The organism is Micromonospora sp. C51, from assembly GCF_018070435.1.
In the GTDB taxonomy this organism is placed as follows: Bacteria; Actinomycetota; Actinomycetes; order Mycobacteriales; family Micromonosporaceae; genus Micromonospora; species Micromonospora sediminimaris.
Genome location: NZ_JAGPXQ010000001.1, coordinates 129,855 through 143,742, shown reverse-complemented (window position 1 = coordinate 143,742; position 13,888 = coordinate 129,855). Strand labels below are relative to the sequence as shown.

Genomic DNA, 13,888 nt, shown 5'->3' with positions numbered 1-13,888 from the left:
CCATCCGGCGCTGTGCCGCCTGGTGGCGGTGGTGGGGTGCGCGACCGGCCGTCATGCCAGCTGCTGCGCGCAGAAGCGGGGGCCGAAGTCGAGCCCGGCCATCGGCGAATCCTCCCGATGCAGCAGGTTCTTCTCGGTCAGCAGGTGCAGCGGGGTCTGTAGTTGCTCCTCGGTCAGCCCGCACTCCTGAGCGATCATGTCCGGGTACGGTACCTGGCCGCGCGCCTCCAGGGCCGCGACCGCGTCGTACACCCGCGCCTCGACGTCCGACAGCCGCACCTCTTGCATGGGGTCCTCCTCGTGCCTCCGTCCGCCTGCGGCAGGCGGTCTGCGGCCGGCGGTTACCCGGCGAGCCGGAGAAGATTCCCGCGTCAGGGGCCGGTCCGGGCCGACCGTCACCGCCGCGCGCGCCCTGGTTGATCTACCCTGCATCAGTGAGCGTCTGGGAACTCGTGGTGATCGGTGGCGGGCCTGCCGGGCTCTCCGCCGCCGCCGTCGCCGCCCGCCGAGGAGTCCGTACGCTGGTCATCGAGCGCGCCGCGCATCCGCGCTACAAGACCTGCGGCGGTGGTTTGATCGGCACCTCGCTCGCCGCGGTGGCCGGGCGGATCGAGGTGCCCGCCCACGACACGGTGGACCGGGTCACTTTCACCCTCGACGGGCGAAGCGGCTTCACCCGCCGGCATGGCGCCGGGCCGCTGGTGAGCATGGTGCGCCGGGAGGAGTTCGACGACCGGCTGCGGGCCGCCGCGGTGGCTGCCGGGGCCGAGGTCCGCGAGCGGGCGACCGTCCGGTCGGTGGAGCAGGCCCCCGATGTGGTACGCCTGCGACTGGCCGACGGCGAGCTGCTGCTGGCCCGTACGGTCATCGGTGCCGACGGCTCGTCCGGGGTCAGCGGCCGGCACGTCGGGGTACGTCACCGTCAGGTGGATCTGGGGCTGGAGCTGGAGCTGCCGGTGCCGCCGGCCGAGCAGGCCCGGTGGCGAAGTCGGGTGCTGCTCGACTGGGGGCCGCTGCCCGGTTCGTACGCCTGGGTGTTCCCGAAGGGAGATCGGCTCACGGTCGGGGTGATCGCCGGCCGGGGGGAGGGGGAGCGGACCCGGGAGTACCTGCGGAGGTTCGTCGATCGTCTCGGGTTGGCCCACGTCTCGCCGATCCATGACTCGGGTCACCTGACCCGCTGCCGGACCGACGACTCACCGCTGCGGCGCGGGCGGGTGCTGGTGGTCGGCGACGCCGCCGGCCTGTTGGAGCCCTGGACCAGGGAGGGGATCAGCTATGCGCTGCGCTCCGGCGAGCTTGCCGGTGCGGCGGTGGCCGGCACTGATCTCGCTGGCTACGAGCGGTCGGTGACCGAGCGCCTCGTCCCGGCCATGCGGGCCGGGCAGCGGCTGCTCGACGTCTTCTCCCAGCGACCGGCGCTCTGCCACAGGTTGCTTGCCACGCCGCCGGGCTGGCGTGCGTTCACCCGGTTCTGCCTGGGCCGGGCCGAGTTCGACGAGGTGCTCGGCCGGGTACCGGTCCGGGCCGCGCTGGCGTTGGCGGATCGCCTGCCCGCCCCGAGGCGCCGCGTCGCCGCACGACTGTCCGACTGACAACGGGGCTGCTGGCCCGACGCACTCGGAGGCCAGCCATCCAGGATCCTAGGATGCCTTACGCGTGGTGACCCACCACGCCTCGGCACGATCCGTTCACCGCAGCCACGCCAAGGCCCCCGCCGTCGTAGCGGCCGGACGGTTTCCACCGAGTTCGCCCGGGTAGGGGCTTGCGGGAGCGCAGCCCCCACGATCCCGGGCGAGGAGACCTCCGTGAGCGAGACGCAGCACACCCCGCAGGACCCGACCGAGCAGTACGGCCAGCAGTCAGGTCAGCCGAACCAGCAGCAGAACCCGCCGGGTCGTACCGGCGACATGACGCCCAAGCCGGATCACGGAGAGGACTCCTATCGGGGCACCGGCAAGCTTGACGGCAAGAAGGCGGTGATCACGGGCGGCGACTCGGGTATCGGCCGAGCGATCGCCATCGCGTACGCCCGGGAGGGCGCCGACGTGCTGATCTCCTATCTCAGCGAGGAGGAGGACGCGGACGCCCAGGAGACGGTGCGCCTGATCGAGGCCGCCGGCCGCAAGGGTGTGGCGGTCCGGGGTGACATCGCCGACGAGCGCAACTGCGAGACGTTGATCGAGCGGGCGGTGCGTGACCTGGGTGGCATCGACATCCTGGTGAACAACGCGGCGTACCAGATGGCGCAGGACAAGGGCATCGCCGGCATCAGCACGGAGCAGTTCGACCGGGTGTTCAAGACAAATCTGTACGCGATGTTCTGGCTGTGCAAGGCGGCGTTGCCGCATCTGGGCGAGGGGTCCACGATCATCAACACGTCCTCGATCCAGGCGTTCGACCCGTCGCCGCAGTTGCTCGACTACGCCACCACCAAGGCGGGGATCGCGAACTTCACCAAGGCCCTCGCCGCCGATCTGGTCGACCGGGGCATCCGGGTCAACGCGGTCGCGCCGGGTCCGATCTGGACGCCGCTGATCCCGGCGACCATGCCGGAGGGGAAGGTCGAGCAGTTCGGCACCGACACCCCGGTCGGTCGGCCCGGTCAGCCGGCGGAGCTGGCGCCCGCGTACGTCTTCTTCGCCTCGCAGGAGTCGAGCTTCATCACCGGTGAGGTCCTGGGCGTCACCGGTGGCCGCTTCACCAAATGAGGTCCCCGTCGACGCGGTGCTCCCGCCGGCTCGGTGTGGGTCGGCGGGAGCCGGGTCAGCGGGGCCAGGCGGCCAGGTGCCGCCGGACCTGGACGATGTCGGCGGGGCCGAGGCCGTAGCGGGTGAACCGGGCGTCCGGGATCCGGTCGAGGTACCGGCCGGCCGCCCGTACGTCGTCGTCATCGAGGGCGGGATCGAGCTGGCGGGCGAGTTCCAGCAGTTCCGCGACGGACCGGTGCTCCAGGGCGGAGGCCACGTCGATGTAGTCGCGTACCTCGCGACGGTTGACCAGGGCGGCGGTCTTGTTGGCGATGAGGTCCCGCACGTCCATGACCGGACCGAGGTCCATCACCACCGGGCTGCGGTGTCGGTCGAGCCGGGCCAGGCTGAGGCGGATGCGCCGCTCGTCCCGGCCGACGACGAAGTCCCGCAGGTCCCGGTCGAAGCCGTCGAACAGGTCACCGAGGTCGCTGTCCGGATCGGCGTCGGCCACCTCGAACCCGGCGCGTTCCAGCGCGGTCCGGACATCGGCCGCTGCCGCGGCGGCGGCGCCCTCCACGTCGGCGAAGAGATCGACGTCCTCGGTGGGGCGGGTGACCAGTCCGTGCGCGGCCCAGGCCACTCCGCCACCGAGGACGAAGCGGTGTGGCCCGGCGACGGTCAACGCGACCCGGGCGACCTCCCGGTAGAACTCGTGTGGGTGTGCGTCGGGGGTCGCCTCGGTCACGCCGACCGGAGCCCCTGGTGCCGGCTCTCCCACGCCAGTCGTACGCCCCGGGGGAGGTTGAGCAGCTGCCACACCCGGCGCAGCGTCCGCCCGTTGACCAGCCGGCGCAGGTCGTCGACGCTCGTGGTCTCGCGCAGCACGTTCTCGTAGAGCCAGAGCAACTGGTCGGGGTCGGCCAGGTCGAACGCGCGGTCGGCGCACCACATCAGCCGTACCGGCAGTTCCACCACCCCTCGGGTGGGCCCGCGCAGCTCGGCGAGCGTCCTGGCCACCACGGCGGGACGGCCGGGCCGGGCCAGGTGCGCCACGCCGGTCATGGTGTGCGAGACCGCCTGCATGCTGTCAGCGTAACCCCAGACCGGCTGACCCCGGACCCACGACCTGCCCCAGGCCCACCCGGCACTACCCCCGTCCTCCCCGTTTCTCCCCCGTCCTCCCCCCGTTTCTCCTCGTTTCTCCTCGTTGATCATGAGGTTGGCGGCATGTTTGATCTCCAACTCTGCCGCCAACCTCATGATCAACGGGTGGGGTCTGGGGGTTTTGGGGGGTTTGGGGTGGGGTGTCGGTTCGGGGGGATGAGCACCCGGGAATGGTGGGGGTCGGCGGGTCGTTGGACACTCCCGAACGGCCGTGGAAGACACCGCCCGGCGAGGGCGGGTGCGGGCCGCCGGGAATGATGGCGGGCCGGTGGTCGTTGGACATGGTCCCGGCGATGCGAAGCGGCCCTGTCGGCCCCGCGTCCCGGAGATCTTTCCCCCTCTTTGAGCGCCTGGTGGTGCTTGCGTGCGCGTGTCTGCTGTCCCCCCGGTGGGTGTGCGTGCGTCGACCCCCGAATGGAGCTTTGGTCATGAACACGATGCTGCGGAAGAGTGTGCTGGGTATTGCGGGTCTGGCCTTCACCGGTGGTCTGTTCGCCGGTCCGGTGGCCGCTCACGCCGATGTCACCCCGGTCAAGACCGTCCCGGTCGCGGCGGTGCAGGCTGACAAGCCGGACATGGGCAAGTTGCTGCCGCACGGCGCCCCGGCCAACCAGTCGACGATCGAGTTGAACGACGAGCAGATCGCGAATGTGAAGGCGATCATCGCGGCGACGAAGAAGGCCGGTATGGACGAGCGGGCCGCGGTCGTGTCGATCGCGACCGCTCTGCAGGAGTCGAAGTTGGAGAACCTGGGTCACCTGGGTGACCGCAACGACCACGACTCGCAGGGTCTGTTCCAGCAGCGCCCGTCGTCGGGCTGGGGCACGGTGGAGCAGATCACCGACCCCGAATACTCGACCCTCGCGTTCCTGAAGGGGTTGAAGCAGGTCGACGGCTGGCAGGACATGCCGCTGACCCAGGCCGCGCAGACGGTGCAGGTGTCGGCCTACCCGGACCACTACGCCCAGTGGGAACAGCAGGCCGCCGACCTCGTCGCCCAGCACTGGACCAGCTGACCCACAACCAAGCACAACCACAAACATTCCTCCACAGGGGGAGCAAGAACCGCTGGCCGGCACCCGATCTCAGGGTGCCGGCCAACGGCATCTTCAGCGAATGCCGGCCCTACTGTGGCGGCGGTCACGGCAGGGGTAGGAAGAAGCAGAGCGGGTAACCTGTTGACTCGGGTGTCGGTGTGTCCAGTGTCCCCGGGCCTCACCTAAATTGCCTTCGCGGAATACCGTTCGGCTGGAGCCGCGTCGCGCCACTCGCCGAGAGGCGACCTGCACACCGGCACCTTCGTCGCCCCCGGCCCGATCTCGGGCCGGGGGCGACGTCGTGATGTGGTTCCGGTAGGTGGGTCGCCGATCCCGGCGCGCTGTCCTAAGGTCGAGACCGGAGGTGTCGAGCGTGGGGCTGCGGGACAGGTTGCTGGGCTGGCCGGTCTACCGGCAGCTCACCGGCACCGACCCGTTGGGCCGGGGCGCCGCTGCGTGCTCGGCTCGCAGTGCCGAGTTGACCGCTCGCACGGAGGGCGCCGATCGGGTGGCCCGTTCCGTCTGCCCGTACTGTGCCGTCGGCTGCGGGCAGCGGGTCTTCGTCACCGATGACCAGGTCACGCAGATCGAGGGCGACCCGGACAGCCCCATCTCCCGGGGCCGGCTCTGCCCGAAGGGCGCCGCCAGCCGGAGCCTGGTCACCAGCCCGCTGCGCCAGACCACGGTGCGCTACCGGCGGCCGTACGGCACCGAGTGGGAGGACCTGGACCTCGACACCGCGCTCGACGTGATCGCCGATCGGGTGCTCGCGGCCCGGGCCGAGACGTGGGAGGACGTCGACGCCGACGGCCGGCCGTTGAACCGCACGCTGGGGATCGCCAGTCTCGGCGGGGCCACCCTCGACAACGAGGAGAACTACCTCATCAAGAAGCTGTTCACCGCGATGGGGGCGCTTCAGATCGAGAACCAGGCCCGTATTTGACACTCCGCCACCGTCCCCGGTCTGGGGGCCAGCTTCGGTCGCGGTGGCGCGACGGACTTTCAGCAGGACGTGGCGAACGCCGACGTCATCGTCATCCAGGGCTCGAACATGGCCGAGGCCCATCCGGTGGGCTTCCAGTGGGTGATGGAGGCGAAACGGCGCGGGGCCAAGGTCTTCCACGTCGACCCGCGGTTCACCCGCACCAGCGCGGTCGCCGACGCGTACCTGCCGATCCGGGCGGGTACCGACATCGCGCTGCTGGGCGCGGTGGTGAACCACATCCTCAGCAACGAGCTGGATTTCCGGGAGTACGTGCTGGCGTACACCAACGCCGCGACGATCGTCAGTGACGACTTCGTGGATGCCGAGGACGCCGACGGGCTCTTCTCCGGCTTCGACCCGGCGACCGCCAGCTACGTGCAGGACAGCTGGCAGTACGCGGGCCACGAGCGGGACTCCGGCAGCGGGCACACCGCGCGGGAGCGGGAGACCGCGGCGGGTCTGCGCCACGAGTCGCACGGTGCTCCGGTGTCCCGGCAGGTCCAGCGGGACGAGACGCTGCAACATCCGCGCTGCGTGTACCAGATCCTCAAGCGCCACTTCGCCCGCTACACCCCGGAGATGGTGGAACGGGTCTGCGGCGTACCCCGGGAGAAGTTCCTGGAACTGGCCCGCGCCTGGACGGAGAACTCCGGGCGGGAGCGAACCGGCTGCCTGATCTACTCGGTCGGCTGGACTCAGCACACGGTCGGCGTGCAGTACATCCGCACCGGGGCGATCATCCAACTGCTGCTGGGCAACGTGGGGCGGCCCGGTGGTGGGGTGCTGGCGCTGCGCGGGCACGCCAGCATCCAGGGCTCCACCGACATCCCGACCCTGTTCAACCTGCTGCCGGGCTATCTGCCGATGCCGCACCACGCGCGGCATCCCGATTTCGACGCCTGGGTGGGCAGCATCCGGCACCCCGGTCAGAAGGGTTTCTGGGGCGGTGCCCGCGCCTACGCCGCCAGCCTGCTCAAGGCGTACTGGGGAGACGCGGCGACCCCGGAGAACGACTTCTGTTACGGCCATCTGCCCCGGCTGACCGGCGATCACGGCACCTACCAGCAGGTGCTCAACATGATCGACGGCAAGGTGAAGGGGTACTTCCTGCTCGGCCAGAATCCGGCGGTCGGCTCGGCGCACGGCCGGGCCCAGCGGTTGGGCATGGCCAACCTCGACTGGCTGGTCGTGCGTGACCTGTTCATGATCGAGAGCGCGACCTTCTGGCAGCGTGGTCCGGAGGTCGCCACCGGTGAGATCGTGCCGGAGCAGTGCGCCACCGAGGTGTTCTTCCTGCCGGCCGCCTCCCATGTGGAGAAGGAGGGCACGTTCACCCAGACCCAGCGGCTGCTGCAGTGGCGGGAGAAGGCCGTCGACCCGCCCGGTGACGCCCGCTCCGAGCTGTGGTTCTTCTACCACCTGGGGCGTCGGATCCGGGAGAAGCTGGCCGGCTCGACCCTGCCGCGCGACCGGGCGCTGCTCGACCTGACCTGGGACTATCCCACGCACGGCCGGCTCGCCGAGCCGGATGCCGAGGCGGTGCTGCGGGAGATCAACGGGTACGACACGGTCAGTGGCCGTCCGTTGTCGACGTTCACGCAGGCCCGGGACGACGGGACGACCGCGATCGGCTGCTGGATCTACACCGGCGTCTACGCCGACGGGGTGAACCAGGCGGCCCGGCGTCGGCCCGGGCACGAGCAGGACTGGGTGGCCGCCGAGTGGGGTTGGGCGTGGCCGGCGAACCGGCGGCTGCTCTACAACCGGGCTTCCGCCGACCCGCAGGGCCGGCCGTGGAGCGAGCGGAAGCGGTACGTGTGGTGGGACGCCGACGCCGGCCGGTGGACCGGTCGCGACGTGCCGGACTTCGAGGTGACGAAACCGCCGTCGTACCGGCCGCCGGAGGGCGCCACGGGGCCGGCGGCGCTGGCCGGTGACGATCCGTTCATCATGCAGTCCGACGGCAAGGGCTGGCTGTACGCGCCCAGCGGGGTGCTGGACGGGCCGCTGCCGACGCACTACGAGCCGGCCGAGTCGCCGGTGCGTAATCCGCTCTACGGTCAGCAGGCCAATCCGACCCGCAAGATGTACGACCACCCGGTGAACTCGACGAACCCGAGCCCGCCGCAGCAGCACGACGAGGTCTTCCCGTACGTGTTCACGGTCAGCCGGCTCACCGAGCATCACACCGCGGGCGGGATGAGCCGGACCGTCGCGCCGTTGGCGGAGCTGCAACCGGAGATGTTCGTGGAGGTATCGCCGGAGCTGGCGGCACTGGCCGGGCTGACCCATCTCGGGTGGGCGCACCTGATCACCGCGCGCGCGGCGATCGAGGCTCGGGTGCTGGTCACCGACCGGTTGGTGCCGCTGGCGGTGGACGGCCGGGTGATCCACCAGCTGTGGCTGCCGTACCACTTCGGCTTCGAGGGACTGGTCACCGGCGACTCCGCCAACGACCTGTTCGGCATCACCCTGGATCCGAACGTCCTGATTCAGGAGAGCAAGATCGGCACCTGTGACGTGCGACCCGGGCGTCGGCCCACCGGGGCGGCGCTGCGGGATCTGGTGCAGGACTACCGCAGCCGGGCCGGCATCGTGCCGGGTACCCTACCGCCGGCGGTCACCCCCGGGGTGCCGGTCGAGCCGCCCGGGTCCGACGGCGACGGAGAGGGGAACCCTTGATGGCCGATCCGCCGCGCCGGCCCGCCGCGCCGCCACAGTCGTCGCTGCCGGGCACCGATCCGGCGACCGCGGCCGGCTGGGTCGACGCGCCGCCGCGCATGGGCTTCTTCACCGACACCAGCGTCTGCATCGGCTGCAAGGCGTGCGAGGTGGCCTGCAAGGAGTGGAACGGGGTGCCCACCGCCGGGCTGGACCTGCTCGGCATGTCCTACGACAACACCGGCGCGCTGACCGCCAACTCGTGGCGGCACGTCGCCTTCGTGGAACAGCCCCGACCCGCCGGTCACGGCACCGCGCCGGTTGCCGGGAACCCGACCGGCGGCCCGGCCTCCGCCGCCCGGTCGGCCGGCACCGTCACCCCGACCGGAACCGAGCCGGGAGTGCTGCCCGGTGAACCGCCGGCCGCCGCCCGGACGACTGAGTTCCTCGGCATGCCGGCGGCCGGGCCACCCGGACGCACCGGCAGCGCCGAGGGGCGCAGCGACTTCCGCTGGCTGATGATGTCGGACGTGTGCAAGCACTGCACCCGGGCCGGCTGCCTCGACGTCTGTCCGACCGGGGCGCTGTTCCGCACCGAGTTCGGCACCGTGGTGGTGCAGGAGGACATCTGCAACGGCTGCGGTTACTGCGTGTCGGCCTGCCCGTACGGGGTGATCGACCGGCGGGTGGACGACGGCCGGGTGTGGAAGTGCACGCTCTGCTACGACCGGATCGGCGCGGGCCTGACCCCCGCCTGCGCGCAGGCCTGCCCGACCGAGTCCATCCAGTACGGCCCCCTCGACGAGCTGCGGGAACGGGCCGCCGCAAGGGTCGCCACGTTGCGGGAACGGGGGGAGACTCAGGCACGGCTGTACGGCCACGACCCGGACGACGGAGTGGGCGGCGACGGCGCGTTCTTCCTGCTGCTCGACGAGCCGGAGGTGTACGGCCTGCCGCCGGATCCGCAGGTCACCACCCGGGACCTGCCGGCGATGTGGCGTCGGGCGGGGCTGGCCGCGTTGGCCATGACGGCGGCGGCCGTCGGTGCGTTCCTCGGTGGTAGACGGTGAACCGGGACCGACCGGCCGTCGGCGACCGGTTCCGGCGCTTCCGCGCCGGCCGCCGGGGTGGTGAGGAACTGGCCGTGCCGCCGGCGGAATTCACCTCCTACTACGGGCGGCCGATCCTGAAACCGCCGGTGTGGACGTGGGAGATCGCCGCGTACCTGTTCACCGGCGGGCTGGCCGCCGGCTCGTCGCTGCTCGCGGCCGGTGGGCAGCTCACCGGGCGCGCCGAGGTGCGCCGCGCCGGCCGGTTCGCCGCGCTGGCCGCGGTCACCGCCAGCGCCGGCCTGCTGGTCAAGGACCTGGGCCGGCCGGAACGGTTCCACCACATGCTGCGGGTGGCCAAGCCGACCTCACCCATGTCGGTGGGCACCTGGATCCTCGCCGGGTACGGTCCGGCCGCCGGACTTGCCGCGGTCGCCGAGGTGGCGCCGCTGCTGCCCACGCGGGGTCCACTCGGGCTGGCCCGTCGGGCGTTGCCGCCGGTGGGGCGGGCTGCCGGGCTGGCCGCCGCGGTGGCCGCACCGGCCTTGGGCACGTACACGGCGGTGCTGCTGGCCGACACGGCGGTGCCGTCCTGGCACGAGGCGTACGCCGACCTGCCGTTCGTCTTCGCGGGCAGCGCGTTGGCCAGCGGCGCGGGAGTGGGTTTGCTTGCCGTGCCGCCCGCCCAGGCGGGCCCGGCGCGGCGGATGGCGGTGGCCGGCGCCGGACTGGAACTGTTCGGCGCGCACCGGGTGGAGAGTCGTCTCGGCCTGCTGGGCGAGCCCTACCGGACGGGGCGGCCCGGACGGCTGCTGCGCGCCGGGCGGGCACTGACCGTGGCCGGGGTGGCCGGGGCGGTGCTGGGCCGGCGTAGCCGACTGGTCTCGGCGGTCTCCGGTGCCGCGTTGCTGGCCGCCTCGGTGGCCACCCGTTTCGGTGTGTTCCACGCCGGTGTCGCCTCGGCCCGCGATCCGAAGTACACGGTGCTGCCGCAGCGGGCCCGGCTCGACCGGCGGGCGGCCGATCCCGGCCGGTGACCGTGGTGTCGACTCGGCCGCACACCCGCCTCCGAGCTGTGATCCAATGGCCGGTGGAGGCGTTCAGGCGGCTGGTGCCCCTCCCGGTCTTCAAAACCGGTGTGGTCCGGGATCCGGGCCAGGCGGGTTCGATTCCCGTCCGTCTCCGCCAGGCTGCGAGGAGATGAACTGATGGGCGACGGCGGCGCCGACCCGCGGCGCCGGGTGCCGCGTACCGACGTGCTGCTGGCTGAGCCGCAGTTGGTCGCGGCCGCCGCGGCGGTCGGCCGCGACCGGGTGCGCAGCGCGGTGCGGCAGGCCCAGGATCGGGCCCGTCGAGGTGAGATCGACCCCGCCGAGGTACGCGACGCCGCGTTGGCCGACCTGCCGTCGCCCGTGCCACGGGTCGTGCTCAACGCCACCGGGGTGTTGCTGCACACCAATCTTGGGCGGGCCGCTCTCTCCGAGGCCGCGGTGACCGCGGTGACCGCCGCCGCCGGGTACACCGACGTGGAACTGGACCTGGGCACCGGGCGGCGGGCCCGCCGGGGGCGGGACGCGTTGCAGGCGCTCGCCGCCGCCGTACCGGCCGCCGAGGCGGTGCACGTGGTCAACAACGGTGCCGCCGCGCTGGTGCTGGCCGCCACCGCGCTCGCCGCCGACGCCGAGATCGTGGTCAGCCGGGGCGAGCTGGTGGAGATCGGCGACGGCTTCCGGCTGCCCGACCTGCTCACCAGCACCGGCGCCCGGCTGCGGGAGGTGGGCACCACCAACCGGACCACCCTCGCCGACTACGCCGCCGCCGTCGGGCCGCGTACCGGGTTCGTGTTGAAGGTGCATCCGTCGAACTTCCGGGTCACCGGTTTCACCTCGGCGGTGCCGGTGCGGCGGCTGGCCGGGCTGGGTGTGCCGGTGGTCGCCGACATCGGCTCCGGGCTGCTCGTACCGGACCCGCTGCTGCCGGACGAACCGGATGCCGCCAGCACCCTGCGTGCCGGGGCGGCGCTGGTCACCGCCAGCGGCGACAAGCTGCTGGGTGGCCCGCAGGCCGGGTTGCTGCTCGGCGCCGCCGACCTGGTCGAGCGGCTGCGCCGGCACCCCCTCGCGCGGGCGTTGCGGGTGGACAAGCTGACCCTGGCCGCCCTCGCGGGCACCCTCGGTGACCCGGCCACCCCGACCCGCCGGGCGCTGCACGCCGACCCGGCGGCGTTGCGTGAGCGGACCGAACGGCTGCGCGACGCGCTCGCCGTCGACGGCCGCAAGGCCGAGGTGGTGCCGTCGGTGGCGGTGGTCGGCGGCGGCGGAGCGCCCGGCGTCGAACTGGACTCGTGGGCGCTGAGCCTGCCCGAGCGGTACGCCGGCCCGCTGCGTGCCGCCGACCCACCGGTGCTGGGCCGGGTGGTCCGTGCTCGGCTGCTGCTCGACCTGCGGTGCGTGCCGGAGGGGGCCGACGGGTTGCTGCGCGCGGCGGTGCGGGCCGTGCCGGGGGACGACTGACCATGCTGGTGGTGGCCACCGCCGGGCATGTCGACCACGGCAAGTCCACGCTGGTGCGGGCGTTGACCGGGATGGAACCGGACCGTTGGGCGGAGGAACGCCGTCGCGGCATGACCATCGACCTCGGGTTCGCCTGGACGTCGCTGCCGTCGGGTCGTACCGTCGCGTTCGTCGACGTGCCGGGGCACGAGCGGTTCGTGCCGAACATGCTGGCCGGGGTGGGTCCGGTGCCGGCCGCCGTGGTGGTGGTCGCGGCCGACGCGGGCTGGATGCCGCAGTCCGCCGAGCACCTGGCCGCCCTGGACGCGCTCGGCGTCGGGTACGGCCTGCTGGTGGTGACCCGCGCGGACCTGGCCGATCCTGCCGCGGCCCTGGCCAGGGCCCGGTCGGAGCTGGCGGCGACCTCGCTTGGCGAGGTGGAGACGGTGACGGTCAGTGCCGTCACCGGTGCCGGTCTGCCCGACCTGCGGGCCGCCCTGGACCGGCTGGCCGACCGGCTGCCGGTCCCGGTGCCCGACGGGCCGGTTCGGCTCTGGGTCGACCGCTGCTTCACGGTGCGGGGCAGCGGCACGGTGGTCACCGGCACCCTGGGCGCCGGACGGCTACGTGTCGGCGACGAGCTGGAGTTGGCCGGCACCGGCGCACCGGTGCGGATCCGGGGCCTGCATCGGCTCGGCACCGCCTGCGACGAGGCGATGCCGGTGGCCCGCGTGGCGGTGAATCTGCGGGGCGTGGCCCGCGACCGGATCAGCCGCGGCGACGCCCTGCTCGCCCCGGGCCGATTCCAACCCACCGACCTGGTCGACGTCCGCCTGGCCGGTGTTGCGGTGGCCGAGCTGCCGGTGACGCTGACGCTGCACGTCGGTTCGGCCGCCGTGCCGGTGCGGATCCGTCCGCTGGGCGGAGACACCGCCCGGTTGCGGTTGAGCCGCCCGCTGCCGCTGCTGATCGGGGACCGGGCGTTGCTGCGCGATCCGGGCCGCCGGTACGTCGCCAGCGGGGTCACCGTGCTCGACGTGCGGCCGCCACCGCTGGCGCGTCGGGGTGCCGCGGCGGCCCGGGCGGCGGTGCTGGCCACCCTGGACGGCCGTCCCGAGCTTGCTGGCGAGCTGAGCCGGCGGGGCCTGGCCCGGGTCGGTGACCTGGTCCGGGCGGGTGTTCCGGTGACGGTCGCCCCGGTGGTGGGTGACTGGCTGGCCGATCCGCAGCACTGGCGGCGGCTGGGCGACCGGCTCGCCGTGGCCGTGGCCGAGCACGCCCGCACACATCCGCTGGCACCTGGCGCTCCGGTCGAGCAACTGCGCCGGCACCTCGACCTGCCCGACCGGTCCCTGGTCGAAGCCCTGGTGAAGCCGCCGCTGCGGTTGGTCGCCGGTCGGGTGGTGGCGCCCGGCGCGGCGTCGGTGCCCGAGCCGGTGGCCCGCGCGCTGGCCCTGGTCAGCGAGGACTACGCGGCACATCCGTTCCGCGCTCCCGACGCGGACCGGCTCGCCGCCGTCGGGCTCGGCACCCGGGAGATCGGTGCCGCGGTGCGGGCCGGGGCGCTGCTGCGGCTGACCGGCAACGTGCTGCTGCTGCCGGGCGCGCCGCAGCAGGCGGTGCGGGTGCTGACCGGGCTGCCGCAGCCGTTCACCCTCAGCGCCGCCCGGCAGGCCCTCGACACGACCCGCCGGGTGGCGGTGCCGCTGCTGGAGCTGCTGGACCAGCGGGGACTGACCCGTCGGCTACCCGACGATGCTCGGGTGGTGGTGGATTGAGCGCATCGTCGGCGGGCGGCGGAGCCGGG

At 72.8% G+C, this 13,888-nt stretch carries 11 protein-coding genes and 1 tRNA gene; 9 read left to right on the top strand and 3 right to left on the bottom strand.

Annotated features, from left to right (window positions below; genetic code table 11):
* Window positions 1-51 precede the first annotated feature (51 nt).
* Window positions 52-288, bottom strand: a complete 237-nt coding sequence (locus KBX50_RS00705; RefSeq protein ID WP_093405548.1) for a hypothetical protein — start codon at window positions 286-288, stop codon at window positions 52-54.
* Window positions 289-434: 146 nt separating this feature from the next.
* On the opposite strand from KBX50_RS00705, the gene KBX50_RS00700 reads away from it, so the two are divergent.
* The gene (locus KBX50_RS00700; RefSeq protein WP_210933676.1) at window positions 435-1,595 is read left to right on the top strand and encodes a geranylgeranyl reductase family protein; all 1,161 of its coding nucleotides are present in this window, start codon (window positions 435-437) and stop codon (window positions 1,593-1,595) included.
* Window positions 1,596-1,808: 213 nt separating this feature from the next.
* Window positions 1,809-2,711 (top strand): SDR family oxidoreductase, encoded by a 903-nt coding sequence (locus KBX50_RS00695; RefSeq protein ID WP_210933674.1) that lies wholly within the window; start codon window positions 1,809-1,811, stop codon window positions 2,709-2,711.
* A gap of 55 nt (window positions 2,712-2,766) precedes the next feature.
* Here KBX50_RS00695 and KBX50_RS00690 read toward each other — a convergent pair whose 3' ends face one another.
* Together KBX50_RS00690 and KBX50_RS00685 are read right to left on the bottom strand one after the other, a co-directional pair.
* Window positions 2,767-3,438 carry a nucleotidyl transferase AbiEii/AbiGii toxin family protein gene (locus KBX50_RS00690; protein ID WP_307870782.1) on the bottom strand — a complete coding sequence of 224 codons (672 nt, stop codon included), beginning with the start codon at window positions 3,436-3,438 and terminating at the stop codon, window positions 2,767-2,769.
* Complete coding sequence (locus tag KBX50_RS00685) at window positions 3,435-3,776, bottom strand: hypothetical protein (RefSeq protein ID WP_210933669.1); 342 nt, start codon at window positions 3,774-3,776, stop codon at window positions 3,435-3,437. The genes KBX50_RS00690 and KBX50_RS00685 overlap by 4 nt, the downstream gene beginning before the upstream one ends.
* Window positions 3,777-4,285: 509 nt before the next feature.
* Between KBX50_RS00685 and KBX50_RS00680 the strand changes: the two genes are divergently transcribed.
* From KBX50_RS00680 to selB, 7 genes are all read left to right on the top strand, one after another.
* Window positions 4,286-4,873, top strand: a complete 588-nt coding sequence (locus tag KBX50_RS00680; protein ID WP_210933667.1) for a hypothetical protein — start codon at window positions 4,286-4,288, stop codon at window positions 4,871-4,873.
* Window positions 4,874-5,267: 394 nt separating this feature from the next.
* Window positions 5,268-8,561, top strand: coding sequence for a formate dehydrogenase (fdh, locus tag KBX50_RS00670; protein WP_307870781.1), 3,294 nt, complete (start codon window positions 5,268-5,270; stop codon window positions 8,559-8,561).
* Window positions 8,561-9,610: a 4Fe-4S dicluster domain-containing protein gene (locus KBX50_RS00665; RefSeq protein WP_210933659.1), complete on the top strand. Its 1,050-nt coding sequence runs from the start codon at window positions 8,561-8,563 to the stop codon at window positions 9,608-9,610. Before fdh ends, KBX50_RS00665 begins: the two co-directional genes overlap by 1 nt.
* On the top strand, window positions 9,607-10,626 hold the full coding sequence (nrfD, locus tag KBX50_RS00660) for an NrfD/PsrC family molybdoenzyme membrane anchor subunit (protein WP_210933657.1): 1,020 nt from the start codon (window positions 9,607-9,609) through the stop codon (window positions 10,624-10,626). The genes KBX50_RS00665 and nrfD overlap by 4 nt, the downstream gene beginning before the upstream one ends.
* Before the next feature lie 55 nt (window positions 10,627-10,681).
* Window positions 10,682-10,777, top strand: a tRNA-Sec gene (locus KBX50_RS00655).
* Between the two features lie 20 nt (window positions 10,778-10,797).
* The gene (selA, locus tag KBX50_RS00650) at window positions 10,798-12,102 is read left to right on the top strand and encodes an L-seryl-tRNA(Sec) selenium transferase (RefSeq protein WP_210933655.1); all 1,305 of its coding nucleotides are present in this window, start codon (window positions 10,798-10,800) and stop codon (window positions 12,100-12,102) included.
* 2 nt (window positions 12,103-12,104) lie between these two features.
* Entirely contained in the window at window positions 12,105-13,859 is a 1,755-nt protein-coding gene (selB, locus tag KBX50_RS00645) for a selenocysteine-specific translation elongation factor (RefSeq protein ID WP_210933654.1), read from the top strand.
* Window positions 13,860-13,888: the final 29 nt, after the last annotated feature.

What these genes read in the sequence shown, in the direction of transcription:
- KBX50_RS00665 (WP_210933659.1), top strand. Translation starts at nt 8,561, where the DNA reads ATGGCCGATCCGCCGCGCCGGCCCGCCGCGCCGCCACAGTCGTCGCTG.
- KBX50_RS00705 (WP_093405548.1), bottom strand. Translation starts at nt 288, where the DNA reads ATGCAAGAGGTGCGGCTGTCGGACGTCGAGGCGCGGGTGTACGACGCG.
- KBX50_RS00680 (WP_210933667.1), top strand. Translation starts at nt 4,286, where the DNA reads ATGAACACGATGCTGCGGAAGAGTGTGCTGGGTATTGCGGGTCTGGCC.
- selA (WP_210933655.1), top strand. Translation starts at nt 10,798, where the DNA reads ATGGGCGACGGCGGCGCCGACCCGCGGCGCCGGGTGCCGCGTACCGAC.
- selB (WP_210933654.1), top strand. Translation starts at nt 12,105, where the DNA reads ATGCTGGTGGTGGCCACCGCCGGGCATGTCGACCACGGCAAGTCCACG.
- KBX50_RS00685 (WP_210933669.1), bottom strand. Translation starts at nt 3,776, where the DNA reads ATGCAGGCGGTCTCGCACACCATGACCGGCGTGGCGCACCTGGCCCGG.